The sequence below is a fragment of the Pseudomonas halotolerans genome (assembly GCF_039581215.1).
In the GTDB taxonomy this organism is placed as follows: Bacteria; Pseudomonadota; Gammaproteobacteria; order Pseudomonadales; family Pseudomonadaceae; genus Aquipseudomonas; species Aquipseudomonas tehranensis.
Genome location: NZ_JBCNTJ010000003.1, coordinates 25,850 through 51,826, shown reverse-complemented (window position 1 = coordinate 51,826; position 25,977 = coordinate 25,850). Strand labels below are relative to the sequence as shown.

General features: G+C 59.7%; 23 protein-coding genes and 3 tRNA genes. 16 read left to right on the top strand and 10 right to left on the bottom strand.

Features of this window, described 5'->3' with window-relative positions; all coding sequences use genetic code 11:
- Nucleotides 1-73: 73 nt before the first annotated feature.
- The 5 genes from AAIS01_RS05030 (at nucleotide 74) to AAIS01_RS05010 (ending at nucleotide 7,435) form a co-directional block, all read left to right on the top strand.
- On the top strand, nucleotides 74-835 hold the full coding sequence (locus AAIS01_RS05030) for a PIG-L deacetylase family protein (RefSeq protein WP_343468064.1): 762 nt from the start codon (nucleotides 74-76) through the stop codon (nucleotides 833-835).
- Nucleotides 836-1,008: 173 nt separating this feature from the next.
- Entirely contained in the window at nucleotides 1,009-1,809 is an 801-nt protein-coding gene (locus AAIS01_RS05025) for an endonuclease/exonuclease/phosphatase family protein (RefSeq protein ID WP_343468063.1), read from the top strand.
- A gap of 173 nt (nucleotides 1,810-1,982) precedes the next feature.
- On the top strand, nucleotides 1,983-4,406 hold the full coding sequence (locus AAIS01_RS05020) for an autotransporter family protein (RefSeq protein ID WP_343468062.1): 2,424 nt from the start codon (nucleotides 1,983-1,985) through the stop codon (nucleotides 4,404-4,406).
- Between the two features lie 303 nt (nucleotides 4,407-4,709).
- Complete coding sequence (locus tag AAIS01_RS05015; protein ID WP_343468060.1) at nucleotides 4,710-5,624, top strand: autotransporter domain-containing protein; 915 nt, start codon at nucleotides 4,710-4,712, stop codon at nucleotides 5,622-5,624.
- Nucleotides 5,625-5,809: 185 nt separating this feature from the next.
- Nucleotides 5,810-7,435: an NADP-dependent glyceraldehyde-3-phosphate dehydrogenase gene (locus AAIS01_RS05010; RefSeq protein WP_343468059.1), complete on the top strand. Its 1,626-nt coding sequence runs from the start codon at nucleotides 5,810-5,812 to the stop codon at nucleotides 7,433-7,435.
- An 18-nt stretch (nucleotides 7,436-7,453) separates the two neighbouring features.
- Here the strand turns inward: AAIS01_RS05010 and AAIS01_RS05005 are convergent, their stop codons facing one another.
- Complete coding sequence (locus tag AAIS01_RS05005) at nucleotides 7,454-8,347, bottom strand: DMT family transporter (protein WP_343468058.1); 894 nt, start codon at nucleotides 8,345-8,347, stop codon at nucleotides 7,454-7,456.
- Nucleotides 8,348-8,481: 134 nt separating this feature from the next.
- Between AAIS01_RS05005 and AAIS01_RS05000 the strand changes: the two genes are divergently transcribed.
- Nucleotides 8,482-8,919 carry an Lrp/AsnC family transcriptional regulator gene (locus tag AAIS01_RS05000; RefSeq protein ID WP_343468057.1) on the top strand — a complete coding sequence of 146 codons (438 nt, stop codon included), beginning with the start codon at nucleotides 8,482-8,484 and terminating at the stop codon, nucleotides 8,917-8,919.
- 40 nt (nucleotides 8,920-8,959) lie between these two features.
- Here the strand turns inward: AAIS01_RS05000 and AAIS01_RS04995 are convergent, their stop codons facing one another.
- Entirely contained in the window at nucleotides 8,960-10,309 is a 1,350-nt protein-coding gene (locus tag AAIS01_RS04995) for a hypothetical protein (protein ID WP_343468056.1), read from the bottom strand.
- 401 nt (nucleotides 10,310-10,710) lie between these two features.
- Nucleotides 10,711-11,382, bottom strand: a complete 672-nt coding sequence (locus tag AAIS01_RS04990; protein WP_039588756.1) for a Bax inhibitor-1/YccA family protein — start codon at nucleotides 11,380-11,382, stop codon at nucleotides 10,711-10,713.
- Between the two features lie 124 nt (nucleotides 11,383-11,506).
- Between AAIS01_RS04990 and AAIS01_RS04985 the strand changes: the two genes are divergently transcribed.
- Nucleotides 11,507-11,594: transfer RNA gene (locus tag AAIS01_RS04985), tRNA-Ser, on the top strand.
- 111 nt (nucleotides 11,595-11,705) lie between these two features.
- On the opposite strand, the gene AAIS01_RS04980 is transcribed toward AAIS01_RS04985, so the two are convergent.
- Entirely contained in the window at nucleotides 11,706-12,623 is a 918-nt protein-coding gene (locus AAIS01_RS04980) for a LysR family transcriptional regulator (protein ID WP_343468053.1), read from the bottom strand.
- Nucleotides 12,624-12,723: 100 nt separating this feature from the next.
- Nucleotides 12,724-13,923 (bottom strand): MFS transporter, encoded by a 1,200-nt coding sequence (locus AAIS01_RS04975; protein ID WP_343468052.1) that lies wholly within the window; start codon nucleotides 13,921-13,923, stop codon nucleotides 12,724-12,726.
- 298 nt (nucleotides 13,924-14,221) lie between these two features.
- Between AAIS01_RS04975 and AAIS01_RS04970 the strand changes: the two genes are divergently transcribed.
- From AAIS01_RS04970 to AAIS01_RS04950, 5 genes are all read left to right on the top strand, one after another.
- A complete protein-coding gene (locus AAIS01_RS04970) occupies nucleotides 14,222-15,502 on the top strand; it encodes a c-type cytochrome (protein ID WP_343468051.1) in 1,281 nt (426 codons plus the stop codon).
- A complete protein-coding gene (locus tag AAIS01_RS04965; RefSeq protein ID WP_343468050.1) occupies nucleotides 15,499-15,972 on the top strand; it encodes a (2Fe-2S)-binding protein in 474 nt (157 codons plus the stop codon). The genes AAIS01_RS04970 and AAIS01_RS04965 overlap by 4 nt, the downstream gene beginning before the upstream one ends.
- Nucleotides 15,969-18,206, top strand: a complete 2,238-nt coding sequence (locus tag AAIS01_RS04960) for a xanthine dehydrogenase family protein molybdopterin-binding subunit (RefSeq protein ID WP_343468049.1) — start codon at nucleotides 15,969-15,971, stop codon at nucleotides 18,204-18,206. The genes AAIS01_RS04965 and AAIS01_RS04960 overlap by 4 nt, the downstream gene beginning before the upstream one ends.
- A 39-nt stretch (nucleotides 18,207-18,245) precedes the next feature.
- On the top strand, nucleotides 18,246-19,358 hold the full coding sequence (locus tag AAIS01_RS04955; RefSeq protein WP_343468048.1) for an alkene reductase: 1,113 nt from the start codon (nucleotides 18,246-18,248) through the stop codon (nucleotides 19,356-19,358).
- A 293-nt stretch (nucleotides 19,359-19,651) separates the two neighbouring features.
- Nucleotides 19,652-21,448 (top strand): DAHL domain-containing protein, encoded by a 1,797-nt coding sequence (locus AAIS01_RS04950; RefSeq protein ID WP_343468047.1) that lies wholly within the window; start codon nucleotides 19,652-19,654, stop codon nucleotides 21,446-21,448.
- A 374-nt stretch (nucleotides 21,449-21,822) separates the two neighbouring features.
- On the opposite strand, the gene AAIS01_RS04940 is transcribed toward AAIS01_RS04950, so the two are convergent.
- Nucleotides 21,823-22,722, bottom strand: coding sequence for a polysaccharide deacetylase family protein (locus AAIS01_RS04940; RefSeq protein WP_343468045.1), 900 nt, complete (start codon nucleotides 22,720-22,722; stop codon nucleotides 21,823-21,825).
- A 201-nt stretch (nucleotides 22,723-22,923) separates the two neighbouring features.
- Between AAIS01_RS04940 and AAIS01_RS04935 the strand changes: the two genes are divergently transcribed.
- The 3 genes from AAIS01_RS04935 to AAIS01_RS04925 all read left to right on the top strand — a co-directional run bounded on the left by AAIS01_RS04935 (nucleotide 22,924) and on the right by AAIS01_RS04925 (nucleotide 24,104).
- Nucleotides 22,924-23,178, top strand: coding sequence for a DUF6555 family protein (locus AAIS01_RS04935; RefSeq protein ID WP_047226592.1), 255 nt, complete (start codon nucleotides 22,924-22,926; stop codon nucleotides 23,176-23,178).
- Between the two features lie 148 nt (nucleotides 23,179-23,326).
- Nucleotides 23,327-23,557 (top strand): hypothetical protein, encoded by a 231-nt coding sequence (locus AAIS01_RS04930; RefSeq protein WP_047226593.1) that lies wholly within the window; start codon nucleotides 23,327-23,329, stop codon nucleotides 23,555-23,557.
- Nucleotides 23,558-23,678: 121 nt separating this feature from the next.
- Nucleotides 23,679-24,104, top strand: a complete 426-nt coding sequence (locus AAIS01_RS04925; protein ID WP_343468044.1) for a hypothetical protein — start codon at nucleotides 23,679-23,681, stop codon at nucleotides 24,102-24,104.
- A gap of 17 nt (nucleotides 24,105-24,121) precedes the next feature.
- Here the strand turns inward: AAIS01_RS04925 and AAIS01_RS04920 are convergent, their stop codons facing one another.
- Both AAIS01_RS04920 and AAIS01_RS04915 read right to left on the bottom strand, forming a co-directional pair.
- Nucleotides 24,122-24,349: a PLD nuclease N-terminal domain-containing protein gene (locus tag AAIS01_RS04920; RefSeq protein WP_343468043.1), complete on the bottom strand. Its 228-nt coding sequence runs from the start codon at nucleotides 24,347-24,349 to the stop codon at nucleotides 24,122-24,124.
- 92 nt (nucleotides 24,350-24,441) lie between these two features.
- On the bottom strand, nucleotides 24,442-24,627 hold the full coding sequence (locus AAIS01_RS04915; RefSeq protein WP_047226596.1) for a hypothetical protein: 186 nt from the start codon (nucleotides 24,625-24,627) through the stop codon (nucleotides 24,442-24,444).
- A 271-nt stretch (nucleotides 24,628-24,898) separates the two neighbouring features.
- Here AAIS01_RS04915 and AAIS01_RS04910 point away from each other — a divergent pair, with 271 nt between their 5' ends.
- On the top strand, nucleotides 24,899-25,261 hold the full coding sequence (locus tag AAIS01_RS04910) for an NUDIX hydrolase (RefSeq protein ID WP_047226597.1): 363 nt from the start codon (nucleotides 24,899-24,901) through the stop codon (nucleotides 25,259-25,261).
- Between the two features lie 84 nt (nucleotides 25,262-25,345).
- Here AAIS01_RS04910 and AAIS01_RS04905 read toward each other — a convergent pair.
- Together AAIS01_RS04905 and AAIS01_RS04900 are read right to left on the bottom strand one after the other, a co-directional pair.
- Nucleotides 25,346-25,432: transfer RNA gene (locus AAIS01_RS04905), tRNA-Leu, on the bottom strand.
- A gap of 194 nt (nucleotides 25,433-25,626) precedes the next feature.
- Nucleotides 25,627-25,700 (bottom strand) — tRNA-Cys (locus tag AAIS01_RS04900).
- Nucleotides 25,701-25,977: the final 277 nt, after the last annotated feature.

Sequence of the window (25,977 nt, the reverse complement as noted above, 5' to 3'; positions counted from 1 at the left end):
GCCCTGGTGGGCGTCACTGGGCAATCGGCCCGGTGCATGGCTGAAGGATTGAATACCAACAAGGATGTCTCTCATGAAACTCGCTTCTCGCTTGCCCGGTCGACAGCTTCCGCAGATATGGAACAGCGCCCCCCAGTTGGCTGACATCCCCATTATCAGCACCCAGACCCTCATCCCCGCTGGCGCCCGCGCCGTCATTCTCGCCCCGCACCCTGGCGATGAAGTCGGCGCCTGTGGCGGCCTGCTCCAATTGCTCAGCCATCTGGACCATCCCATATTGCTGGTCTCGGTCACTGACGGCAGCATCAGCCATCCCGGCTCACCGTTATGGACCGAGCAGCAGCATGGCTACCGCCCTCATCCCCAGGAAAGCGTGGACGCCCTGCATCGCCTGGGGGTACCGGCCAAGGGCTTTCAGTGGGTGCGCGGCGGCTTCCCGGAAAAAAACCTCGCCGAACATGAGGCCCAACTGAGCGCTTTCATCGGTCGGTACTTGAAGCCGGGAGACGTTGTGTTCAGCACCTGGCGCCAGGATGGTGACAGTGACCATGATACGGTCGGCCGCGCCGGGGCCCTGGCCGCCGAACGCATCGAGGCGGTGTTCATTGAGTTACCGGTGTGGGCCTGGCACTGGCCTGTGCGCGAGCAAAACAAGATTCCTTGGCACCGGGCACGCAAGTTGCGCCTGGATATCTGGACCACCGCACGCAAACGTCACGCCATGCACGCCTACGCCAGCCAGCTCAACGGCGAACCCGCCAACGGCATCGCACCGCTGGTGCCACGGGTCATTCTCGATCGCATGGGTTTGCCTTATGAGATCGTGTTCATCTGACCACCGCCCCGTTGTGGGCTTGTTCGCGAAAACGACGGCACATGCAACCTCTTCTGTGGGAGCACGCTGTGCTCCCACAGTGGCGAGGTGGTTGACTCGGCAACGGGAAAAATCCGGAACTGCGGCAGCCCCCAAAAGTCGCATGAACAGGTACGTCTGATCCAGGAGTGAACGTGACTGGCGATCCCAACCGGCAAGCCGCCGAATCAACGCCTTTGGACACGCCCGCAGCGGTCCACCGGCTCCGGGTTCTGACGGTCAATACCCACAAGGGTTTTACCGCCCTCAACCGTCGTTTCATCCTGCCCGAGCTGCGTGAAGCGGTACGCAGCACCGGGGCCGACCTGGTGTTCCTGCAGGAAGTGCTGGGCGAACACGACCGCCACGCGTCGCGCTACGAGAACTGGCCGCAAATGTCCCAGTACGAGTTCCTCGCCGACAGCATGTGGAGCGATTTTGCGTACGGTCGTAACGCGGTGTATCCCGATGGCCATCATGGCAATGCATTGCTGTCCAAATACCCGATCCGTGAGTTTCGTAACCTCGACGTTTCCATCACCGGTCCCGAGCGGCGCGGGCTGCTGCATTGCGTGCTGGATGTACCGGGGCATGCCGAGGTCCATGGGATCTGCGTGCATTTGAGTCTTCTGGAAAGCCATCGCCAGTTGCAGCTCAAGCTTCTCTGCCAACTGCTTGATTCGCTGCCCGAAGACGCGCCGGTGATCATCGCCGGTGACTTCAACGACTGGCAGTTGCGCGGCAATACCGCCCTCGCCCGCCGCCAATACCTGCACGAAGCCTTCGAACACCACCACGGTCGCCCGGCGAGGACCTACCCGGCCCGTTTCCCCCTGCTGCGCCTGGATCGTATTTACCTGCGCAACGCGACCAGCCATGCCCCGCAGATCCTGGGCAGCAAACCCTGGACGCACTTGAGCGATCACCTGCCGCTGTTCGTGGAGGTGCATTTGTGACTCCAGGCTCGTTTCTGAGCCGTCAGCACCTGTAAGTTCTGACAGTAGCGGCGCTGATTATTCGTTGTTAGGGTCCTTCCATACAGCGAGCGTTGCCAGGCCCTGCGTGCCTTCTGTAGTGCAGCCGATGCTGAAACCGGCATAACACGGGTGCCGATGCGGAGGGATAGCACATGAGCTTGCGCGATCAGGGTTTCAATCGGCTGTTCAACGCCTTATGCGTATCGGCCCCCTTCCTGTTATCCGCTTCATCTGCCATGGCGGCTTGCACCTTGACGCCAACGGCGGGCGATGACGTTTATGTCTGTGACAGCGGCACCAGCCCCGGTCTGACAGACCTCTCGGGCAACAACAGCCTGACAATGCCGGCCAATGGCAGCGGTATCATTCAGGGCGATGTTATCTTCGACGCCGGAATCGACCGCATCGAGATCAACGCCAATGGCGTGATTGACGGCGACATCGAGCAAGGTTCGGAAGCCGACGTGTTCGTGATGAATGGCGGCAGGATTCTTTCCATATCCCAAGGCGATGGCCTCGATCAGTTCACGATGACCGGCGGCACCATCGTCGATGCATTCGAAGACGGCGACATTGCGCGGATGTCCGGCGGCAGCATCGGTCGGGTCGATATGAAACTCGATGACAACGTGTTCGACATGTCGGGCGGGCAAATCATCGGCAACCTGGTGGCCGGTTTCGGCCACGACACCATCATCCTGTCCGCTGGCCGTATCGGCGGCAACGTCAGCGTCAGCGGCGGTAACGACCGTATCACCGTGACCGGTGGCGAAATCATCGGCGAAGTCCGGGCCAGTGCCGGCGATGACCGATTGCAGTGGCTCGGTGGCCTCATTCACTCAGCGGTTCTGATGGGTGAAGGCAGCGACACAGCGGTATTGCGCGCCCTTGACGAAACGGGGCTTGCCACCACACCCAGCTTGGATGGCGGGACGGGTCAGGATCTCTTGACCTTTGAGAGCAGCATCTCCAGCACCGGTGCCCGTTATGCCAACTGGGAAACGATCAACCTGACCCGGGACTCACGCCTGGAGCTGGAGGACACGCTGGTGCTGGGTGACAGCGCCACCGGCACAGGGACCCTGACGATCGATGACAGCAGCACGCTGACGTCGAGCCAGGGCAGCATCGCCCCGTTTACCGCCGGCCAGCTGGCAACACTTAACAACAACGGAATCATTGACCTCACCCGCGAGAACACCCGCACCGACGACACCCTCACCGTGCAAGGCAACTATGTCGGTACAAATGGCCAGTTGCGCCTGCAGACGGTGGTCGGCGCCGACGATTCTTCCAGTGACAAACTGGTGGTCAATGGCGGAACTCTCACGGGCAGCACGTCCATCGCGGTCACGAACCTGGGCGGAGCGGGCGCACAAACCACCCAGAACGGCATCGAACTGGTCCAGGCTCAGGGGGGCGCGGTCAGCGACAGCGGTGCTTTTTCGCTGGCGCAATCGGTGTCGGCCGGCGCCTTCGATTACCGTTTGTTCAAGGGCGGCGTGAGCGGCAATGAAAACAGCTGGTACCTGCGCTCAACCGTGGTCGCCGGACCGATCGCGGCGCCCAGCCCCACGTTGCCGGCCTTGCCAGCGGCAGTGCCCGGTGCTGCGCCCATTCCGTTGTACCGCCCGGAAGTGCCCAACTGGTCGGTGCTGCCTCCCGCCGCGGCGCAACTGACCCTGATGGCGCTGGGCACGTTCCACGATCGTCAGGGCGACCAGCGCCTGCTTACCGAAACCGGTGCGTTTGGAGCCGGTTGGGGTCGGGTCTATGGCAAGGATCTGGACCAGACCTGGGCCGGTACGGTGACCCCGCGTCTGGACGGGTCTATCAAGGGTTTTCAGGTGGGCAATGATTTGTACAGCTCGCCGATGTCCGGGGGCCAGACCCAGCGCATCGGTTTCTTCGTCGGCCATACCGAACTCAACGGCAATGTCGACGGTTTCAACCTGGGCTTCCAGGGCCGACGCGCCGGCAAGGTAGAGCTCGACGGCGACAGCTACGGGTTGTACTGGACCCTTACCGACCCCAGCGGCGGCTATGTTGATGCGGTGGTGATGGGCACGCGGCTCAACGGCGACAACCGCTCCGAACGCGGTCTCAAAATCGACAATCGGGGGCACGCGCTGACCTTGTCGGCCGAGGCCGGTTATCCATTCGCCCTGACCGGCGACTGGGTCCTGGAGCCCCAGGTCCAGGTCATTCATCAGAAGATTTCCCTGGATACACAGGACGACGGGGTCTCAAGGGTCGAGTTCGATTCCGACAGCGCCTGGACCGGTCGCCTCGGCGCCCGGCTCAAGGGTCGCTACCGGGTCAGTGGCACGCCGGTGGAGCCCTATTTGCGGGCCAACGTCTGGCACACCTTTTCCGGCACCGATACGGTGACCTTTGACGATGCCCATCGGATCGAGACCCAACAGCGCGCCTCCACCGGCGACCTGGGCGTCGGCGTTATCGTGAGCCTGGCACCGACCGTCAGCATCTATGCGGCTGCGGACTACAGTCACGACCTCGACAGCACCCAACAGCGCAGTGTGGCGGGCAATCTTGGTGTACGAATCAGTTGGTAAGGTGGTGAGCCGAAGGGCAGAAACGGTCGATTGACGTCAAATCAACGCTATGGATAAGCCAAAATAATCAAATATTTATGGAGCCTGATTTCAGCTTGCCATTCATCGTTCATTTTCTTGACGCGATAGCGCCTGTCTTCTTGACTACAACGTACTACCCCCGGAAATACAGTCAGGGGCAAGCCTCGGAACCCCGCTACAGCGGACCGCCCCAGGCTTGCCTCAATCCATTCGGTCGCCCCTCGTTCGGGGTAGGAGAGACGCCATAAGCGAGAAACGCATGCGATTGCAAGGCAGGCCCCCATGAAAACTTCCCCCCGCCCACAAGAGATCACCACCACTCTCTACACCCTCTCGACTTCGTTGTTGTTGTGTTCATCCATGGAGGTGCGGGCCTGGTCCGCCGAGGAGACGTTACAACCCTGGTATGGCCGAACACAGGCCGACAGCCAGGGCACCGCCTCCCTGAATAATGATCCCGCTTCCAGCAAGAGTCCCGCCCTCTTCATCCTGCGAAACGACAGCGGCCATACCCAACGCGTGGGCCTGATCAGTGGACAGAACCAAGTCATCACCCGCGTCAATGGCACGCTGGTGACACCGGCCATGGTCGAACCCGGCAAGGACGCCCTGAACCTGCAAGGCACCCATCTGGGCGCGTACTGGAGCCTGACGGGTCCGACAGGCTGGCATGTGGACCTGAGCGCCAGCGGCGGGCGTGTCAACGGTTACAGCCGCACCGAGCAGGGCCAGCGTCAGGCCACCGAAGGCAATGCCGTCACACTGTCGGTCGAAGGCGGGTTTCCCATCGGTATCAGCGACCATTGGGTGGTCGAACCCCAGGCGCAACTGATCAACCAGCGCATTACCCTCGACAGCCCCAATACCGAGAATGGCTCCGGTAACGAACTGAGCACCTGGAGCGGGCGCGTCGGGGCACGCCTCAAAGGGACCTATCAGGTCAACGGCCTGGGCGTGGAACCCTACGTGCGTACCAACCTTTGGCACACGGTCCAGAGTGCCAACACCTTGACCCTGGACAAAGTCGACAAGATCAGCAGCAGCCGTAAATCTTCCACCGTCGAGGTCGGCCTGGGGCTGGTGGCGCGGGTGACGCCGGTGGTGAGCCTCTACATCAGCGCTGACTACAGCAGCGACGTCGATGACAACGACCTGAACGGCCTCATCGGCAGCCTGGGGGTACGGATGCGTTGGTAAACCATCGCTTCAGGGCGGGTCGCAGCCACGCGCTGTCGGCTCGCCAAACCGATCGACCATCGATGAAATTCTGCCCCACGTCCCCCAGCGCTTAAAAAAACCCTCCATTAAGGCGTATAACGCTAGAAGCGATTCACGCCTGAAAGCCGTCAGCCCATGGCTCATTTCATTGATGGAGTAACGACATGACCCAAGCCAACTTTCTCGCCAACCTGTTTCCCGGCGCTGCCGACATTCCGCACGCCTACCAGCTTGATGGACCGCTCGAACAGCGCGAATACCTGATCGATGGCGCCCTGAAAACCTGGCAAGGGCCGCTGGCCGTTGTTCGCAGCCCGGTGTACCTGGCAGGCCCGCAGGGTGACGAACAAGTAATCCTTGGCAGCACACCGTTGCTGGATGCACAGACCGCACTCACCGCCCTGGATGCAGCCGTGCGCGCCTATGACCGCGGCCAGGGCCAGTGGCCAACCATGCGCGTGGCAGAACGCATCCGCCATGTGGAGGCTTTCCTGGCGCGCATGCGTGAGCAACGCGAGGCGGTAGTCAAACTGCTGATGTGGGAAATCGGCAAGAACCTCAAGGACTCCCAAAAAGAATTCGACCGCACCTGCGACTACATCGTGGACACCATCAACGCCCTCAAAGAGCTGGACCGCCGCTCCAGCCGCTTCGAGCTGGAACAGGATACGCTCGGGCAGATCCGCCGCGTGCCACTGGGCGTGGCCTTGTGCATGGGGCCCTACAACTATCCGCTGAACGAAACCTTCACCACGTTGATTCCCGCATTGATCATGGGCAATACCGTGGTGTTCAAGCCGGCCAAGCTCGGCGTACTGCTGGTGCGGCCGCTGCTGGAAGCGTTTCGCGACAGCTTCCCGGCCGGTGTGATCAATGTGATTTACGGCAGCGGCCGGGAAACTGTCAGCGCGCTGATGGCCAGCGGCAAGATCGACATCTTTGCCTTCATCGGCACCAACAAAGCGGCCAGCGATCTGAAAAAACTCCATCCGCGCCCGCACCGTTTGCGGGCCGCCCTGGGCCTGGACGCCAAGAACCCCGGCCTGGTGCTGCCGGACGTCGACCTGGACAACGCCGTCAGCGAGGCACTGACCGGCTCGCTGTCCTTCAATGGCCAGCGCTGCACTGCGCTGAAAATCCTGTTTGTCCACGAAGACCTGGCACCGGCATTCATCGAGAAATTCAACGCTAGGCTGGCCGCCCTGAAACCTGGCATGCCGTGGGAAGACGGTGTGGCACTGACACCGCTGCCCGAGGCGGGCAAGGTCGATTATCTGCATGCACTGGTGGCCGATGCCGTCGCCAAAGGCGCAGAGGTGATGAATGAACACGGCGGCGAATCCCGCGGCTCATTCTTCTATCCGGCCGTGCTCTATCCGGTGAACACCGCAATGCGGGTCTACCACGAAGAACAGTTCGGCCCGGTCGTCCCCATCGTGCCGTACCGCGACCTCAATACCGTGGTCGATTACGTGCTGGAGTCCGATTTCGGCCAACAGCTGAGCATCTTCGGTAACAACCCGACCGAAGTCGGCAAACTGGTGGACATCTTCGCCAACCAGGTCGGGCGCATCAACATCAACGCCCAATGCCAGCGTGGCCCGGACACGTTCCCGTTCAACGGCCGGAAAAACTCGGCCGAGGGCACGTTGTCGGTCCACGATGCGCTGCGCACCTTTTCGATCCGCACACTGGTGGCGACCAAGTTCCAGGACAGCAACAAGACGTTGATCAGCGACATCATCCGCGGGCGCGACTCTAACTTCCTGACCACCGACTACATCTTCTGACCCGCGCCGAACGATGGGTTATGGCAGGGCTGGACGGCGCACCTTGATGCCCCAGCCCTGCTGCATGCCGGCTGCCGCCAACAGAATTGCTGCCACCCCCAGCCACTGCAGTGGTTCGAGGCGATGACCGAAGGCGAACCAGTCGACGAAAATCGCCGCGATCGGGTAGATGAACGACAACGCCCCGGTCACGGCGGTGGGTAGCCGTTGAATCGCGCTGTATAACAACACGTACATCACGCCGGTGTGCACCATGCCCAGGGTTACCAGGCTAGCCCAGGCCTCGGGCTGCTGCGGCAACGCCGAAAAGTTCGCCCAGGGTGCCAACAGCAACACACCGGTGCTGACCTGGATCAGCGCAATCAAGTGCGGCGGTGTCCCGGTCAGACGCTTGATGATCAACGCCGCAATGGCGTACAGCAGCGCAGCGCCCAGCGCCAAGGCGATACCCGTCAGATAGTCTCCGCCACCCTGCCCTTGCTCACCGTGGGCGCTGACGATGGCCAACATGCCGAGAAACGACACCGCCAGCCAGAACAGCTTTTGGGCGGTGATTTTTTCCCCCAGGAACAACGCCGCCAGCCCCACCAACATGAACGGCTGGACGTTGTACACCGCCGTACCGATGGCTATCGACGCGCGGGAGTAAGAAGCAAACAGCAGTACCCAGTTGCCCACGATCGCCACGCCACTGAGCACCGCCAGCAGGAACGTGGTGCGCGTCAGGACACCCGGACGCAAGAAACCGAAACCGGCGCAAATCAGCAGCAAGGTCGCGGCGCCAAACACGCAACGCCAGAACACCACGTCCAGCACCGGCACGCCGGAAACCAGCACGAACCAACCTATGGTTCCGGAAATCAACATGGCGGCGGTCATTTCCAGCGAACCGCGACGTAAGGTCTTGTCCATCTTCAGGCTCCTTCAGCAAGTGGCCACAGTATGCCGAGCCGAAGGGGCGATCCTCCATGGCAGGAAAAAGGCTAAACTGGCTTTTGACCTTTTTTATCAAGGCAACTTCGGGCATTGGCCTAACGGAGCGGAAAATGACTGACGACATCGACCAGATCCTCATCAGCGCCCTGATGGAGGACTCCCGACGTTCCCTCAAGGCCCTGGCGAACCTGAGCGGCCTGTCTTCCCCCAGCGTCGCCGAGCGCCTTCGCCGGCTCGAAGAGCGTGGCGTGCTCAGGGCATACACCGTGGAAGTGGACCCCAAGTGCTTCGGCTACCAGCTCCAGGCGATTGTACGTATTCGCCCGTTACCGGGGCAGTTGCAGGAAGTGGAACGGCAGGTCCAGGCCATCGCTGAATTTACCGAATGCGACAAGGTCACCGGCGATGACTGCTTCATCGCCCGGCTGCATGTGCGCTCGATGGAGCAACTGGACACCTTGCTGGACAAGCTCAATGTTCTGGCAGAAACCAACACCGCCATCGTCAAGAAGACCCCGGTCAAGCGGCGACTGCCGCCCATGGCATGAGCCTGCCCGGCCTCGGTGTCATCCGAGGCCGGGATCCAGACTATTCGAGGTCTTCCAATTCAGGGCTGCGCTGCACTTTTTTCACCTCATCCTGAGGCGCATTGCTCGCTTTCATCAGTTTTAGCGGCACGATTTTTTCGCAAGCATTCTTGCCGTCGGCATAGACGCCACTGTGGTTGCATTTCCAGTCATAGAAGTTGGCCAAGGCCGCGGACAATTGCAGGCTGTAGTCCGTGCTTTGGGTCCCTGGCGTAAAGGGTTGGCCGGCGGGGATGTTCTGGAACCATTGCATCCACTCTTCAGTGCCCGGCGCCGGCGGATCGGCCTGGAAGGTCGGGTTCATGATCGCCAGTTGCTGGTATTCAGCGGTCATGTGACAGCTCAGGCACGAAGCCTGGGGGTTGTCCACCGGCCCGTTGAGGCGCCCGTTCCAACCCAGGTGGGTCGGCGGCAATTCTTTGGCATTGGCATTGATCGCGGTCTGCTTCAACGCAGGGTTGATTTTGGTTTCTGTCGGGGTCGGATTGGTGAACTCGCTGCTGGTCACTTCAGGGTCGTTCCCCCACATGATTCCGACCGGCACCAGGTTTTCCCAGTCGCCTTTGCTCTTATCGATGCCGTTGTACTGAAAGGTCCCAAAGAGCCAGCCGGTCTCGCTGACACGCGTGTCACGCACGGCAATGTCCATCTGGATCAGTGCGACTTTTTTCACGACGCGATCAGTGGATGTAAACGTGACGGCGGTGTAGGCATCCAGCAGCAAGGGATTGGCCAACGACGGCACCGAATTGACATCGATGTCCGCATACAACGCCTTACACACCACGGTGCCGTTGGGGAAGCTCTTGGGCTTTGACGTGAAGCTCGGGTCAGGGTTCTGCGGATCTTTCCAGACCTGGCCGATGGTATAGGCGCCGATGTCGTTATAGATCCCCACCGCATAAGTCTGACCAGACTCCAACTGTGTGTGAGCGAGCTGTTTAGGTTGAATAGGCGCCTCTCGGGTCAGCCCGTGGATGCCTTCACGCCCGCTTGGCCCGTAATGCTGCCAGGGCATGTGGTACCACTGGCGGACGGTGTTCTTCTGCACATTCCAGTTAGTCTCGGCGTTGCCCTCCAGACAGTATTGCTTGACGCCCTCCATGTAGGCTCGCCAGGTTTCAAAATCGTTGCTGCGCGTTGTGGGCAGAATCTTGAAGAACGCTGGCATCGATGCGGCGCCAGGGGCTGTGGCGGGATAGTTCTGGCTGAGCTGGAACGCAGGGCCGGAATATTCACTCTTGGGAGGGGCGAAGCCGAAATCAGGGAAGGTGCCGGCATTGGCACTGGTCATGGACAACCCGCCTGCCAAAGCCATGAGTACAACGATCTTTGCGTGGGACTGAATCATCGGTATCTCCTTATAGGGGCAACGCCTGCCAAAATCATCGATCTCCTGATTGATGCGCAGGGCTTCCTTGTTATTGGGCCAGGGCGCGTTGCCCGGCCGGCTCACGGTTAACACTCAGTGATGCGTGTACACCTCCTTGGCACCTGAAAAACGGGCGCAGTCAGACCTGGCTCGGATAGCCGAATACGAACAATATCGGGGGGAACGTGGCGAAGATTTCGCGCGGTGGTTGACCGGTTTACCTCATGCCGCCCCTGGCAATGTAATCCCTTGTCATAGTTGTAGATCAATTATTCAAAGCCGCCATCACGAATCGGCTTTTTTGCGGGCCATTGGCCATAACGAAAAATCGAGGACGAAAAAAAGCCCGCCGAAGCGGGCTTTCCATCTCACGCATGCAATCAATCGTCGCGACCCATCAGGCCGAACAGTTGCAACAGGCTGACGAACAGGTTGTAGATCGATACATACAGGCTGATGGTCGCCATGATGTAGTTGCGCTCGCCGCCGTGGATGATGGCGCTGGTCTGGTACAGGATGCAGACCGACGAGAACAGCACGAAGCCGGCGCTGATTGCCAGTTGCAGGCCGCTGATCTGGAAGAAGAAGCTGGCCACTACCGCACCGAGCAATACGAAGAAACCGGCGGTGATGAAGCCGCTCAGGAAGCTCATGTCCTTGCGGGAGATCAGTACGTAGGCCGACAGACCACCAAACACCAGCGCGGTCATGGCGAAGGCCGAGCTGACCACTTCGGCGCCACCCTGCATGCCCAGGTAACGGTTGAGGATCGGGCCGAGCAGAAAGCCCATGAAACCGGTCAGGGCGAAGGCCGAAACCAGGCCCCAGGCCGAATCGCGGAGCTTGTTGGTGAGGAAGAAAAGGCCGTAGAAACCGATCAGCACCACGAAGATGTTCGGGTAGCCGACGCGCATCTGTTGTGCAACGAAGGCCATCACACCGCTGAAAGCGAGCGTGAGTGCCAGCAGGCCATAAGTGTTGCGCAGGACGCGGCTAACCTCTAGCTGCTCAGCCTGCACGCTGTTGTTCACTGCGTAATCCTGTTCGCGCATGGCGACACTCCTCCGGTTTTGAAACATTCAGTGGCAAGGATGATAACAGACGCTCTGTAACAAGCTACGTAGAGAGTTTGACAGTGTGTTTCATTCGGGTATTATGGCGCCCGCAACGCAATACGGAGGTGTGGCCGAGTGGTTTAAGGCAACGGTCTTGAAAACCGTCGACTGTAACAGGTCCATGAGTTCGAATCCCATCGCCTCCGCCATCTTCATACGACAAAGCCCTGATTATTCAGGGCTTTGTCGTTTCTGGCGCCTGCAGTTTCTATTGCGCCACCCTGGTTTTCCCGCCAGAAAACTACGCACCTGAGTTGGCGCTATCGGTTATCCGATCGATCAGGCGCGAGGATCTCCTCAAGAAAATCGATGAACACATTGATCCGGCTGGAGCCCCGGTGATTGGGTAAATACAGGGCATTGATACAGCTGCTCGCGCTGCCGGGATTGATTTCATAATGTTCCAGCAACCGCATCAGCCGACCGGAAGCGACGTCGTCACGTACCAGCCAGTCGGCCAACAAGGCCACCCCGCCGCTGGCGATCGCCGCTTCACGCAGGATATCGGCGTTGTTGCTTTGCAGGCGACCGTGGACGTTGAGCTGGATGGTTTCTTCCTCGCCCTGGAACGTCCAGTGGTGGTGCGAACCACCGTAATCGAAGCGCAGGCATTGTAGCTCCAGCAAGTCACGGGGATGAGACGGCGCCGCGTGACGACTCAGATAGTCCGGGCTGGCCACCACCCATCGCTGGAACGCCCCTACCCGTTTGCTGACGATATCCTCACTGACCACCGACGATCCGAGACGCACCGACACATCGATCTGTTCGCTCAGCAGGTCGCTGACCTGATCGCTCAACGACACGCTGATTTCCAGTCCTGGATGACGAGCAAGCAACCGGCCCAGATGCGGCGCGATGATTCGTCGGCCAAACTCCACCGGGACGCTGATCCGCAGGCGTCCCTGGGCCTCGATGCCACGGTCGGCGACTACGGCATCGGCCTGATCAATGGCATCGAGAATGGCGACGGCCTTCTCGAAATAGGTTTGCCCGGCGACGGTAACGCTGGTGTTGCGAGTCGTGCGGTTAAGAAGACTGGCGCCCAACTCATTTTCGAGTCCTGCCACCTGGCGTGTCACCGAAGATGTCGAGATGCCGAGTTTGCGTGCTGCGGCGGAATAACCACCGCAACGCACGGTTTCAACAAACATCTTCAATGCCAGCAGCTTGTCCATAGGTGCAACCCGGTCGAAAAGGAACGCAGACAATTGTGCATCACTCGTCCCGCGCCGTCTTGTACGATCACACCTCACACCTCACACCGACGCATGGCGCTCAGGCCTCTGCCTTGCGCCCCAGAAACATTAGCAAAGCCAGAGCGGGCAACAATGCCACCGTCACGGCAGACAGGTTCCAGCCGAAATGTTCATACAGTGGGCTCGCCACCAACGAGCCCAAGGCACCGCCCACGAAAATGCTGGTCATGTAAACCGCGTTCAGGCGCGCGCGACTGTGCGGGTCGATGGCATACACCTCTCGTTGGCCCAGCACCATGTTCAGTTGCACGGCGAAATCCAGCAGCACTGCACACACCACCAACCAAAGGTAGCTGCTGCCAGGCAGCGCCGCGATCAATAGCGAGACGGGTGCCAACAACAGTGCTGCCAATGTCCCGCGGCGGCCGTGCCCGGCATCGGCCAAGCGCCCGGCAATCGGTGCTGCCACTGCACCGACGGCTCCGACCAGCGCAAATATCGCGACCTGTGCCTGACTGAACGCGTGGTGACGCATCAGCTCGATGGGCGCGAGGGTCCAGAAGAGGCTGAAGCTGGCGAACAACAAGCCCTGATACAACGAACGTTGCCGCAGAACCGGGTGGCGACGGGCAAGCGCAAACACCGAACCGATCAATGCCGGGTAGGTGGCCTGATGAGTCGGTACACGCCGCGGCAACGCAGTCGCCATAATCACGGCGATGACGGCCATCAGTGCCGCGGCGCTGAAAAACACTCCGCGCCAGCCGAACACTTCCACCAGCAGGCTCGACAGCGGACGTGACAGCAGAATACCCAGCAACAGCCCGCTCATGATGTTGCCCACAACGCGCCCCCGCGTGGCTTCCGGCGCCAAATGCGCCGCCAGAGGCACAAGAATCTGCACCGCCACTGAGGTAAGTCCCATCAGCAAGGACAGTATGAGGAAGATCGACGGCGAATGCGTCAGACCGGCACACAACAGGGTCACGCTCGCGGCGAGGGTAAAACCCACGACAAGGCGTCGGTTTTCCATCAGGTCGGCCAGTGGCACCAGCAACAGCAGGCCCAACGCATAACCAAACTGTGTGAGCGAAACAATCAGACTGGCATTGGCGCTGGACAGGCCGATCTGCGGCGCGATCAGTTCGACAATTGGCTGAGCGTAATAAAGGTTGGCAACGACCGCGCCGCAGCAAAACGCCAGGAACGCGACCATCAAGCCGGAGAGTGAAGCAGATTGCTCGGCCTTGGCCGCTGCCGCCGGGTTACCCGTGAGCATGATGACACCTCGTTGAGTTCGGAAAAGTGGTGTCAAGGCTAAAGGCAGCGGTCAATCCACAGAATCCACCCCATGAGCAATTGAGTGATGCGCCATATGCAACGCGCACTCGCCTTGCGCTTGGCGCAACAGGCTATTGCGTGATCCGCGGATACTCCGACAGCCACTCCTTCCTTACCCTCGGCACTTGGCGCAGAGGTCTCTCCTCCGGCGCCCTTCCCAGGCTGACCAAGGAGCTGTTCATGACCCCCAACTCATCATCACTCGCGACAGCACGTCTGCGGCACCGGGCCTTTTCATGAAGGGTAACTTCATCAGAGCCAGGCCGTTATGGATCAGCGCCGTGGTCCTGGCTTCGGTAGGCGCGGTCGGGGCCTTGATGCTGATGTGGCGTCCGGCGATAGCCCCCATCGAGCGTCCGCGAACCTTCGATTCCGCGCAGTTGCAACGCGGTGCTCGCGTTGTCGAGGCGGGCGATTGTGCGGTGTGCCATACGCGACCCGGGGGCCAATACATGGCTGGGGGCCTGCCGTTAAAAACGCCGTTCGGCACGCTCTACAGCACCAACATCACTGCGGATCCGCAGACCGGAATTGGCCAATGGTCGCTGCCGGCATTCGAGCGGGCGATGCGCGAAGGGATCTCACGCGATGGCCATTTCCTTTACCCGGCCTTTCCCTACGTACACTACCGGCGCATGACCGAAGACGACATCGCTGATGCCTATGCGTACTTGATGAGCGGCCCTGCCGTGAACTCACCGGCCATGCAAAACAGCATGAACTTCCCGATGAACATCCGCCCGCTAGTCTCATTCTGGAATCTGCTGTTCCTGCACACAAAGCCACTCATGCCAGTGGCACGACAATCTGAAGCCTGGAATCGCGGGCGTTATCTGGTCCAAGGGCCCGGCCACTGCGCAGGGTGTCATTCACCCCTGAACTTGCTCGGTGCCCAGAAGAGCGGCGAAAGCCTGGCGGGCGGTTCCGTGGAGGGTTGGCAAGCACCTTCGCTGCGCGGCATGGCTCGTGGTGCAAACGCATGGAGCTCTGAGCAATTGGTGCGCTACCTTCGCGCGGAAGTCGTGGAGGGGCATGGCACCGCGGCTGGACCGATGCGTGCGGTCAGTCTTAGCCTGGCACGCATGCCGGTGGCCGACGCAGAGGCGATTGCCGAGTACTTGCTGAGCCTGCCCGGCAGGGCTGCGGTCAGGGAAATCCATCCCGATGCTGCCAGCGCTGAGCCCACCAGCCAAGCCAGTGGCGCCCTGCTCTTCGCCAGCGCCTGTGCCGGTTGTCATGGCGCGGCAGCACCGATGCGCGAAATCGACGGGCGCCCGGCGCTGAATCGTACGTCAGCGCTACAAGCCTCAAGCGCGCGCAACTTCCTGAAAACCGTACTTGATGGCATCCCGGTCACTCCGGGCACGCCGGGCCCGGTGATGCCGCCGTTTGCCGCCAGCCTCGACAACGCCCAACTCTCAGCCCTGGCGTCATACCTGCGCCACCAGGCCAGTCCCGACCAACCCTGGACAGACCTTTCTGCCACCCTTGAAGCGATACGCCAGGAGACGAAATGACCCAAGTCACTCTCAATGTCAACGGCTCGCCCCAGACACTGGAGCTGGAACCTGACATGCCGCTGCTCTACGCGCTGCGCAATCACTTGGGGCTCAATGGCGCCAAGTACGGGTGCGGCTTGGGCCAATGCGGTGCCTGTACCGTCATTGTCGATGACAAGCCGGTGTTTTCCTGCGTGACACCCTGCGCTGGCCTTGACGGCAAACAGGTTCGAACGGTTGAAAGCCTCGGCACCGTCGAGCGCCCCGGCCCTTTACAGAAGGCCTTCATCGATAAACAGGCGGCCCAGTGCGGCTACTGCATCGCCGGTATGTTGATGCGCGCCCAGGCATTGCTGGAAAGCAATCCGTGCCCGGACGAACAGACCATACGCCAGTACATGGCAGGCAACCTGTGTCGGTGCGGAACCCACCTGCGAATTATCGACGCGATCAGCCTTGTAGCCAGGCAAAACCGGAGTTCGCTATGAAGCAGGTTAAAGAGATGGCGCACAGTCGCCGCGCCTTCTTGAAGGGCGGTGCCTTGTTGATGGCATTCACCCTGGCGCCGATGGCCCGACGCGCATGGGCAGACACCGAAGTTGATACGCTTGGCACGGTAGTGCGGGCGCCGGACCTGCCCGGCAGCCTGCGCACCAACCCCTATCTCGATGCCTGGATCCGGGTCGGCGCAGAGGGCATCACCGTCTACACCGGCAAGGTTGAGTTGGGCACCGGTGTCAAGACAGCCCTATTGCAAATAGCCGCGGAACGCCTGGAAGTCTCTCCGGCGGCGATCAATTTGCTGACCGCCGATACGGCTCTGACACCAAACGAAGGCTACACCGCCGGTAGCCACAGTATTTTCGACAGTGGGACCGCGCTGTACAACGCGGCGGCACAGGTGCGTGAGTTGCTGCTGGAATCGGCCGGGCGTAGCTGGGAGGTGTTGCCGGCACTGCTGACCACCGAGCAAGGCATCATCCTCGGCCCCAACGGGCAGCGAATGAGCTACGCCGACGCCGTCAAGAATGTCGATCTGCACCTCTACGCCAAGGTCCAATCGCCCGTCATGCCGGCGACGCAATTCAAGCTGATCGGCCATTCGCTGCAAAGACTGGATATTGTGGCCAAAGTCAGTGGCGGTGCCGCGTTCGTTCAAGACATTCGTCTGCCAGGCATGGTGCATGCGCGAGTCATCCGCCCGCCTCGTCCCGGCAGCAGGCTGGAGGTCTTCGATGCGGAGTCGATCAAGATGCTGCCCGGGGTTGTGCAAGTGATGCGTGATGGCAATTATCTGGCCGTGGTGGCGCTTGATGAATGGCAAGCGATCAAGGCCATGCGCAGCGGATACGAATCGGCCTATTGGAGTGGCGGGCAGGCAATCCCCGAGTCTGGATCGATCCATACCTTGCTCGAACGGCTCCCCTCACGCCGTTATCCAATCAGTCATGAAGGTACCCCGCAAGACGCGCCCCACCACAGCTACCGCGCGCGCGTAACCAAACAGTATCTGATGCACGGTTCCATCGGCCCGTCATGCGCCGTGGCCTGGCTCAAGGACGGCACCCTCACGGTCTGGACCCACACTCAGGGTGTGTACCCCCTGCGCGCCGGGATTGCCGAAATGACAGGACTGCCACCCGAGCGCGTCCGCTGCATCCACACCGAAGGCTCGGGTTGCTATGGTCACAACGGCGCGGACGATGCAGCGGCCGACGCGGCGTTGATTGCCATGCGACTGCCGGGCACCCCGGTCCGAGTGCAGTGGATGCGCGAACAGGAAAATCTCTGGGAGCCCTACAGCTCGGCGATGATTACCGAGGTCCAGGCCAACCTTGATACGCAGGGTCGATTGCAGAACTGGAACTGCGAGCTATGGACTACGCCTCATAACGAACGCATCGTCAATGCCGGACGCTTGCTGCCGGCGCGGCTGCTGGCCCGCCCCTTCATCTCTGCGCCTTCGGTGCCTATCGCACAACCCGAAGGCGACGGCGATCGCAACGCGGTGCCCCTGTACACATTGGGCTCGACGCGCATCGACATGAACTTCGTCACCGAGATGCCATTTCGTACATCGGCCATGCGTTCACTCGGCGCGCACATCAACATTTTCGCAATCGAAGCCTGCATGGATGAGCTGGCCATCAAAGCCGAAGTCGATCCAGTTGCCTTGCGCCTTGCCCATCTGACCGATCCCAGGGCGCGGGCCGTGGTGGAACGAGTTCGCGACGCCATTGCCTGGCCGCAAAGAAGCAGCGCTCCTGGCGCGGGCATAGGTTTCGCATTCGCCCGCTACAAAAACATCATGGGGTATTGCGCCATCGCGGTGCGCCTTCAGGTGCACCCCCAGACTGGCGAAGTGCAGATCGATCACGTCGTCACCGCCGTGGACGTTGGGCAGATCGTCAATCCCGACGGCTTGCGCAACCAAGTGGAAGGGGGCGTCGTCCAGTCAACCAGTTGGACGCTGTATGAAAAAGTCGCCTATGACCCCGGAGGCATTCGCAGCTACGACTGGGGTGGTTATCCGATCCTGCGCTTTTCCCAAGTGCCCAAAAAGGTCGACGTTCATCTGCTCGACCAACCGGGACAACCGTTTCTCGGCGCCGCCGAAATCGTCCAGGGACCAATGGCCGCGGCCATCGGCAATGCCGTCGCAAATGCCACAGGGCGACGCTGGTTGAACCTTCCCCTGACTCGCTCGCAACAGCCCTCCTGAACCCACCCTGCCTGCACTTTTCGATTATTGGAGAACACCATGACGCCACATCTGTTTCGTCCCATCGCATTAGGTCCGTACACACTTGCCCACCGAGTGGCGATGGCACCGCTGACACGCTCTCGCGCCGGGCAACCGGGCGACATTCCGACAGCCATGAATGCCGAGTACTACCGCCAACGTGCAAGCGCCGCCCTGATCATTACCGAGGCGACGCAAATATCCCGACAGGGCCAGGGTTATGCCTGGACGCCAGGGATCTACAACGATGAACAGGTGCAGGCCTGGGGCAAGGTCAGCAACGCCGTGCATGAGGCGGGCGGTTTGATCTTCATGCAACTTTGGCATGTGGGCCGCGTATCGCACCCCAGTTTTCAGCCTGACAACGCGCTGCCGGTTGCCCCGAGTGCATTACCCGTACCTGGCAAGACGTTCATCGTCGATACCGATGGTCAAGGCGTCTGGGGTGATGTGCCGGTGCCTCGAGCGCTGCAAACCTCGGAGCTCGCCGGCATTATCAGCGACTACCGCAAGGCCGCACGCAATGCGATGAACGCCGGAATGGATGGCGTGGAAATTCACGCCGGTAATGGTTATCTGCTGGATCAATTCATCAACAGCAACAGTAACCAGCGCACTGACCAATACGGAGGCAGTCTGGAAAATCGTGCTCGTCTGTTACTGGAAGTGGTGGCTGCCGTGGTCGATGAGGTCGGTCAAGAACGCGTGGGTGTGCGTCTGACTCCCATGGGACGCTTCATGGGCATGGGCGATGAGACCCCCGAGGCTACATTCGGCCATATCGTGCGTTCGTTGAACCACTGGAACCTGGCCTATCTGCACCTTGTCGAGCCCGCCGTCGTCGGCACTGTAAAAGATGAGAACTTCGATCCGCGCTGGGATGCCATTATCGGTCAGTTGCGTACAGCCTGGGACGGCGTGCTGATGATCGCCGGAGGCTACGATCCCGCGACGGCGGAACAGGCGCTGATCGACGGCCGCGCGGACATCATCGCGTTTGGCAGGCCGTTTCTGGCCAATCCAGATCTGCCACGGCGAATTCGCGAAGGGTTGTCACTCAATACGCCGGATCCGAGCACTTTCTTTGGTGGCGATCAGCGTGGATATGTGGACTATCCGGTTCACTCCTGAGCTGTGACCGCTGTGATAGACCGTGCTGAAGGTCAGCCGCCCCTGTGGCGGCTGACTTAATCTACACCCGCCCCCAGCCTCCCACATCGCCCCGCCTCCTTAGCTACACTCACGTCATTGACGTACCACGCCATCGTTAGCAGGGAGCTCGACGTGCACCCAGGCAAAAGCAGACCCACGCAACCTGTACAACGCCCAACAGACACTTCACCCATCGGCCCATCCGGCGCAGGCCTGCCTTACCTTGGGAACTCACCGATCTGCCCACTCAAGAACCTTGACGGGAGGACCGCGTGACCCACCTCATCAAAAAATACAAATGGCCTGCTTTATTGGCCGTCGCGCTGGTGGTTTTCTCAGCCTCGATATTCTTTCTAGTCAAGTCCTACACCTACGACGCCTCCACCTATTTCGAATCCCGGGATTTCATCCGGCAACTCAAACAGTCCGACGCCAACTGGAACGTCAAAATCCTGCGAAAAAAGATCGGCATCAATAACAACCTGTCGCTGGCCCCGCCACCTGAAGCGACCCGTCGATGGGAGCAGTTGGAGCAGCTCAACAACTCTGGCCCTTTGGCGGCCCTTTGGGCATCCAGGCGCCAGGGCTATGTGGATGCGGTGAAGAACAAAAACCTGCTGGTGGAACAGTTCCAGCAACACAACACCCGCTTACGCGCCGCTCTGGATGCGTTGCCACTTGCCGAGGACGACATCCAGACACGGCTCATGGAGATGGGTGCCGACACTCCGATCAACCGTTTAGAGGTCGCATCGAGTGTCCTTGACCTGACGTTGACAACGCTTGAATACGCCCTTTATGTCACATCGAACAAGGCCGAAGAGGTAAAGAGCCAACTCCATGCGCTGGAGCAATACATTGCCCTGCTGCCCCCGTCCTCCCTGCCGTCCTTTACAACGCTGACACAACATATTGAATCCATTATCCAGGAGCAGCCGATCGTCAATGACCTTATTGACCGCATCAGTGTTATCCCGGTCGCCCAAGAGCTGGACAGCATTAACGAGCTGTTGAACGAAACCCAACGCAGGACCGCCGCGACCGAACGCCAATATCATATTTATCTGGCCGTGTGCGCCGGCCTCATGGCCATTTTGATGATTTACCTGGCTGCGCGGTTGGTTCGCAGTTCCGCCCTCATCACCCAGATTAACCATGAACTGCAATCCTCCAACGAACGACTGGAAGAGCGGGTCGAAGACCGCACTCGCGAGTTGATGCAGGCCGAGCGCGAGCTGGTGGAGGCGGCGCGAATGGCGGGAATGGCCGAGATCGCCACAAACGTGTTGCACAACGTGGGTAACGTTCTTAACAGCGTGAATATTTCGGCGGACCTGGTGACCCGCAAGTTGAAAAACAGCAAGACGCTCGGCTTGGGCAAAGCGGTAAAAATGATGAATGAACATGCCGAGGATTTGGGTCGTTTCATCACACAGGATGAAAAAGGCAAACTGCTACCTCGCTATTTCAATGAGCTGGTCGAGTCCATCAATGCCGAACAGAGACTGCTCGTTGACGAGCTGGCACAACTGACCAAGAGCATTGACCACATCAAGGAAATCGTCGCCACCCAACAAACCTACGCTGGCGCCGCGAGACTGATCGAGCCGCTCAATGTCAGGGATTTGTTCGAAGACGCGCTACGCATGAACGCGGGCGCGCTGAGCCGGCACCATGTCACGGTCATCAAGGACTTTCAGGACATTCCCATCATTGTGGGAGACAAGCACAGGTTGCTGCTGATCCTGATCAACTTGATCAGCAACGCCAAATTTGCAATGTCGAATGTTTCCGACCATCCGCGGGAAATGACACTGAGCATCCGGATTGTCGCGCAGAGTACGTTATGTCTCAGCGTCAAGGATCGGGGCGAGGGTATTGCGCCCGAAAACCAGGCTCGAATCTTTAACCACGGATTCACCACTCGCAAGGACGGCCATGGATTTGGCTTGCACAGCTGTGCGCTGGCGGCGGTGGAAATGAATGGCCGTCTCTACGCCCAGAGCGATGGGCCTGGCCAGGGAGCTCTGTTCACCCTGGAGATCCCGCTGGAACTGGCCAATACCTGAACGACTTCGGTGAGTTGGCTGCGTGTGCAGCATCCTTCCAGGCTACGCACGTGCAGCCAACTCTGCCTTCCAGCGGCGCTATCGGCTGTTCACAGACCGTTCGCTTCGGTTTCTGCGCACCGGCAACGCCGCTGCGTAGGCCAGCGCTTCCTCACGGGAAGCAAAGGAGCCAAGCCGGTCCACCGGGGTGCAGACCCTCCAAGGGCCGCTGTTCACACTGAGTACGTCATAACCGTTGATGTGCATTTTCGTTAGCATCGCAGCACTCATCGTTACCTCCTCCTGGATAAACCTAAGGTACGCCCCTTACCTTACACTCAGTTGGCACCAGGGCATCAACCGGACGTCGCAATTTCCAGGCAGCGGCATGCCCGTCAAGGTGAACCCGCCCCCCACAGCCTGTTCCACAACCCAGGCAGTTGCACCGGCTCGGTGCCGTCTTTGACGGTGCGAGCCAGCGCTGCTCGCTCAAGCGCCTGACGGTCGTCATAAAATGGCTTGGGGTCGGTCTTCACCCCAGTCGCCTGGGCAGCGTCGAGCAGAATCTGCAGGTACTCCCGGGCGTGTCGTGCGGTGTAGCGATTGAGATCATGAAAGGTCACCACCACCGGAATGACCCCGTCAACGGCAGGTATCTTCCCGTCGGCGATACGTTCACGCACTTCGCTGAGCTGACGTATGAGGTTGATTCGCCGTCTCGGACTGGCCGTGATGCCCCAGACTTTGCCATCGTTGGCGCTCAGATCGGTGAGCAACATGTGCAGGCCATGACGTCGGTAGGCCGCAAAGGTGCGGGTGTCGTAGCTCCAGAACGGCGGCCTCACCAAGCCAGGAGCTGCCCCCGTGATGGCGGCAATGTCGGCACTCCCCTTGAGCAGCGACTGCTCCAGTTCATCAGGGCTAAGGAAGCGGTGGTTGCTGTGCCCGGAGGTCGCGGTGTGAAAGCCCAGCACATGCCCTTCTTGCTGTTCACGACGCATCACCGAACGCCCGATATCACTGCCACCGGCCCGCGTCGCTCGCGTCTGCACGAAAAATACCGCTTTGATCCCCGGCTGCACCGGATTTTGCGCCAAGGCGTCGAGCACGCCCATGCTCGGGTTCCAGAAAGACGATGCGCTGGGCCCGTCATCGAACGTCAGCAGAAAGCGGATCGGCGGTTGCGTGCGAAGGCGTTGTTCAGTCTGCGCAGTCAGTTCGATGGGAGCGCTAATGCACCCCAGCAAAACGCTGGCAAGGGCTACGAGAGACAGCACCCTGGCGAAGATTTTCATTGTGTGCCTTTTATGGTGATCGCACTGACTCGCCTACGATCCATGGCCCTTGCTGCCCAAGCCCAGCTTGGAGAAGGTTAACCGGGTTTGGTTCCCGACCGCGAGCCTCGCCGCCCCTCTGATTTTTGACCGTCTGGAGATCCGATGGAATTTTCCGCCCGCCTCTGCATCCATCCGTATAGAACTAATTAGGGAGGATTTATGGGCGGGCCATCGCTTTACATCATCGACTACATGCTCCATGGCGAGCCCAAGTCATTCATCATTCGTGCCGAAGTGATGAACAATTCCGAAGCTTGGCATTGGGCCAGTTGCGATGCGGGTGTCGGACGCATCCCCAAATTCGGGAGGGAGAAGGTCAAACGGGTGTCAAAACCACTGGCAGAAAAATACGGTATTACCGACGTGCGCTGGCGAGCCAGTGTCGCACCGGCCTGGGTAAAGGAGTCAGGCTGAGTCATCCCCCCTCTTCGGCGCACCGGCCGTCCGGCCGGGCGCCGTTTTCTTCGCCAGACCCGAAATAACTCAACTACGCTTAATTATCGGTACAACCCGCTGCTGGCGGGTTTTGTGCTGCCTTATACACACTCAATGGAGGTGCGACATGTCTGAAAAAGAGTCCATCACCACCGTACTCACCTTGCTGGAGTCGCGTCAGGCACGATTGGCGGCAGCCTGCAAGGAAATCGCTGACTGGGTCGACCATCAGGGCGGGCACCCTACCGCCGTGCGCATCCGGGATCGTCTCAATGACATCGAAAAAGACGCCCCCTCTATCCAGAGCGCGCTGACGTCCCTCAAGCCCGCCGAGCGACCATTGCCCAAGTTCCGCTAACGCATTGCGCTGCACAGGTTCTTCCTCAAGCTCTACCGGTTGGAAAACCGATGGAACGCGGGCGTTCTTTGCGCCTCGATATTGATATGTATCGGAGCAAAGCCGCTAGAGGGAGAACACCATGTACGCCAGAATCCTGCTGCTGATAGCCTGTGCCAGCCCTGCCGTCGCCATGGCGCAAGGCTGCGATGTAATCACTCGGTCCCAGAGCCAAGCGATACCGAAGATCGAAACCCATAGTTGTTACGAATACAAAGGCGTGCCAGCCGAGGCGATTGGCTGGTCCTGCAGCAACGAAAGCAAAGGTGCGCTGAGCACTGAAAAGAACCAGGTCGAACGTTGCGCCCAGGGGTATGTGGCGACATGCCAGGCTCGACTGACTCAGGAAGCCCTGGCCAACCCGCACTCAACCAGCAAGGACCGCAGCGGCGAGTCAGCCAACATCCCTGACGATGCGCAAATCACCCGGTACTACTACAACACCGAACAGTTGGCGCAAGCACAGAAAGATTGCGAAACCAACGGTGGGCGCTGGAAAAACCAATGAAGGGTCAAGGCCCTGCCCTAGCCTTTGCTGTGCTCTGGCGACGATGGGCCTTCCTTCACCCCGCGAGGGCCGGCCACGCCCCAGATGACCAGGCCCACCACAGGCAAGATGATCAGCAGCAGCGCCCAACCCGCCTTGGTCCCCACGGTCTTGTCACTGCGAAAGACACTGACGATCGCCCACAGATCCACAAGCAGCAAAAGCACCACAACGCCGATCCAGAAATAGCTGGCTAGTTCAGACATGGCCCAATCCTCTTAAGGTCTATGGTTTAGGCAAACCCCCTGACGGTCCGTTCAAAGAATCTGCCATCGCGTCCTCCCGCCTGATCTTTCGTCTAACCCCGCTCATTCAGATAGGCGACCCACCGTTCGTAAGCGTCATGCTGGCGCTGGACGGCCTGCTCCCAAATCACCCCGCTCGTTTGGTGTGCGTCGACGAGCGCCATCATTTCTGACGTGGCCGCGTCCAGTTCCACGAGCAGTTCGTGGGATTTGATTTTGAAGTCTTCAACGGTGGTCATGTCTTTCTCACTTCCCCTCTAACCGAGGTTGGCTATCCACCCAACATGGATACGTTTTTTCCAAGCTGATTCAGTCGAGGCGATGATCGGTCCAATGCCCAGTTCAGACAGATAGCGAGTGCGGGGATGAAATGAAGTTCAGTCTTTCGCCGATTGCCGTGGTCGTACGAGAGGTGCCCGGTAAAAACAGTAGTGGACAGTCCGGATGACATCGGGCTCAAATATTGCAGTTATATTTCACTTTAATGACAGTCACTGATTGAGCAAGGCCATGAAAATTCGAGCGACCGTCATTTGCGAGGAAGATCGCCACATCTTGCTCGTGCGCAAGGCCAACAGCCGCTGGACATTGCCGGGTGGGACCGTGGAGCGCGGCGAAACCCATGCCGGGGCGGCCCTGCGCGAGTTGGCCGAAGAGACCGGGCTGGACGCGCATAACCTGCTTTATCTGATGCGCATCAGCGACGGTGAAACCGAACACCACGTGTTCGAAGCCGCGGTCACCGATTCCAAGACAGCCCGGCCACAGAACGAAATCAGCGACTGCCTCTGGCATCCGCTGGACGCTATCGCGCAACTGCAAATGAAAAAGGGCACGCGGGAGATTCTCGAGGCATTTCGGCGCAGGTTGTGAACGCAGCTCGCATAAGGTGGTTTTACAGACCAGAAACGAACAAGGGTTTGCATCAGCTTTCGCTCGCAAACCCTTGATTTGAGATGGTGCCCGAAGCCGGAATCGAACCGGCACGCCCTTACGAGCGGGGGATTTTAAGTCCCATGCGTCTACCAGTTTCGCCATTCGGGCGGTAGCGCGATCAACCTTATGGACATCAGCCTGGAGCAGACGTGCCCGTCGAGGCGGGTGCAGCAAGAGGGAGGAATATATACATCCCTTCCCCGCGAAGCAAGGTCGCTTCTGCCCTTTTCAAGACAATATCTGTCATTGCTTCGAACATAAAAAAGCTCCGTAAATCATGGATCTACGGAGCTGTTTTAAAGTGGAGGCCGAAGTCGGAATCGAACCGGCGTAGGTGGATTTGCAATCCACTGCATAACCATTTTGCTATTCGGCCTCAAGACGTTTGATGCAAGAAAGCTACATCAACCGCGTACAAACCTGATCAGGAAACAAGACGCTTACGAAGCTCTATCTCCTTGAAAACATTGAGATTTTTTACGTCCCAGTGCGTTCGATGGGCGCAATTATGTACTCATTTGCCTAGGCTGACAACCCCTTGATTTCAAAAAAAATTCGTCCAAAGGCCAGCTTCCGCCCGACAACCACAGGGGGGTGCGAAGGGTTCTGGGGGTGCGTCGCAACCCAGTCAAAGCCAGCCCCCTCGCCAGGGA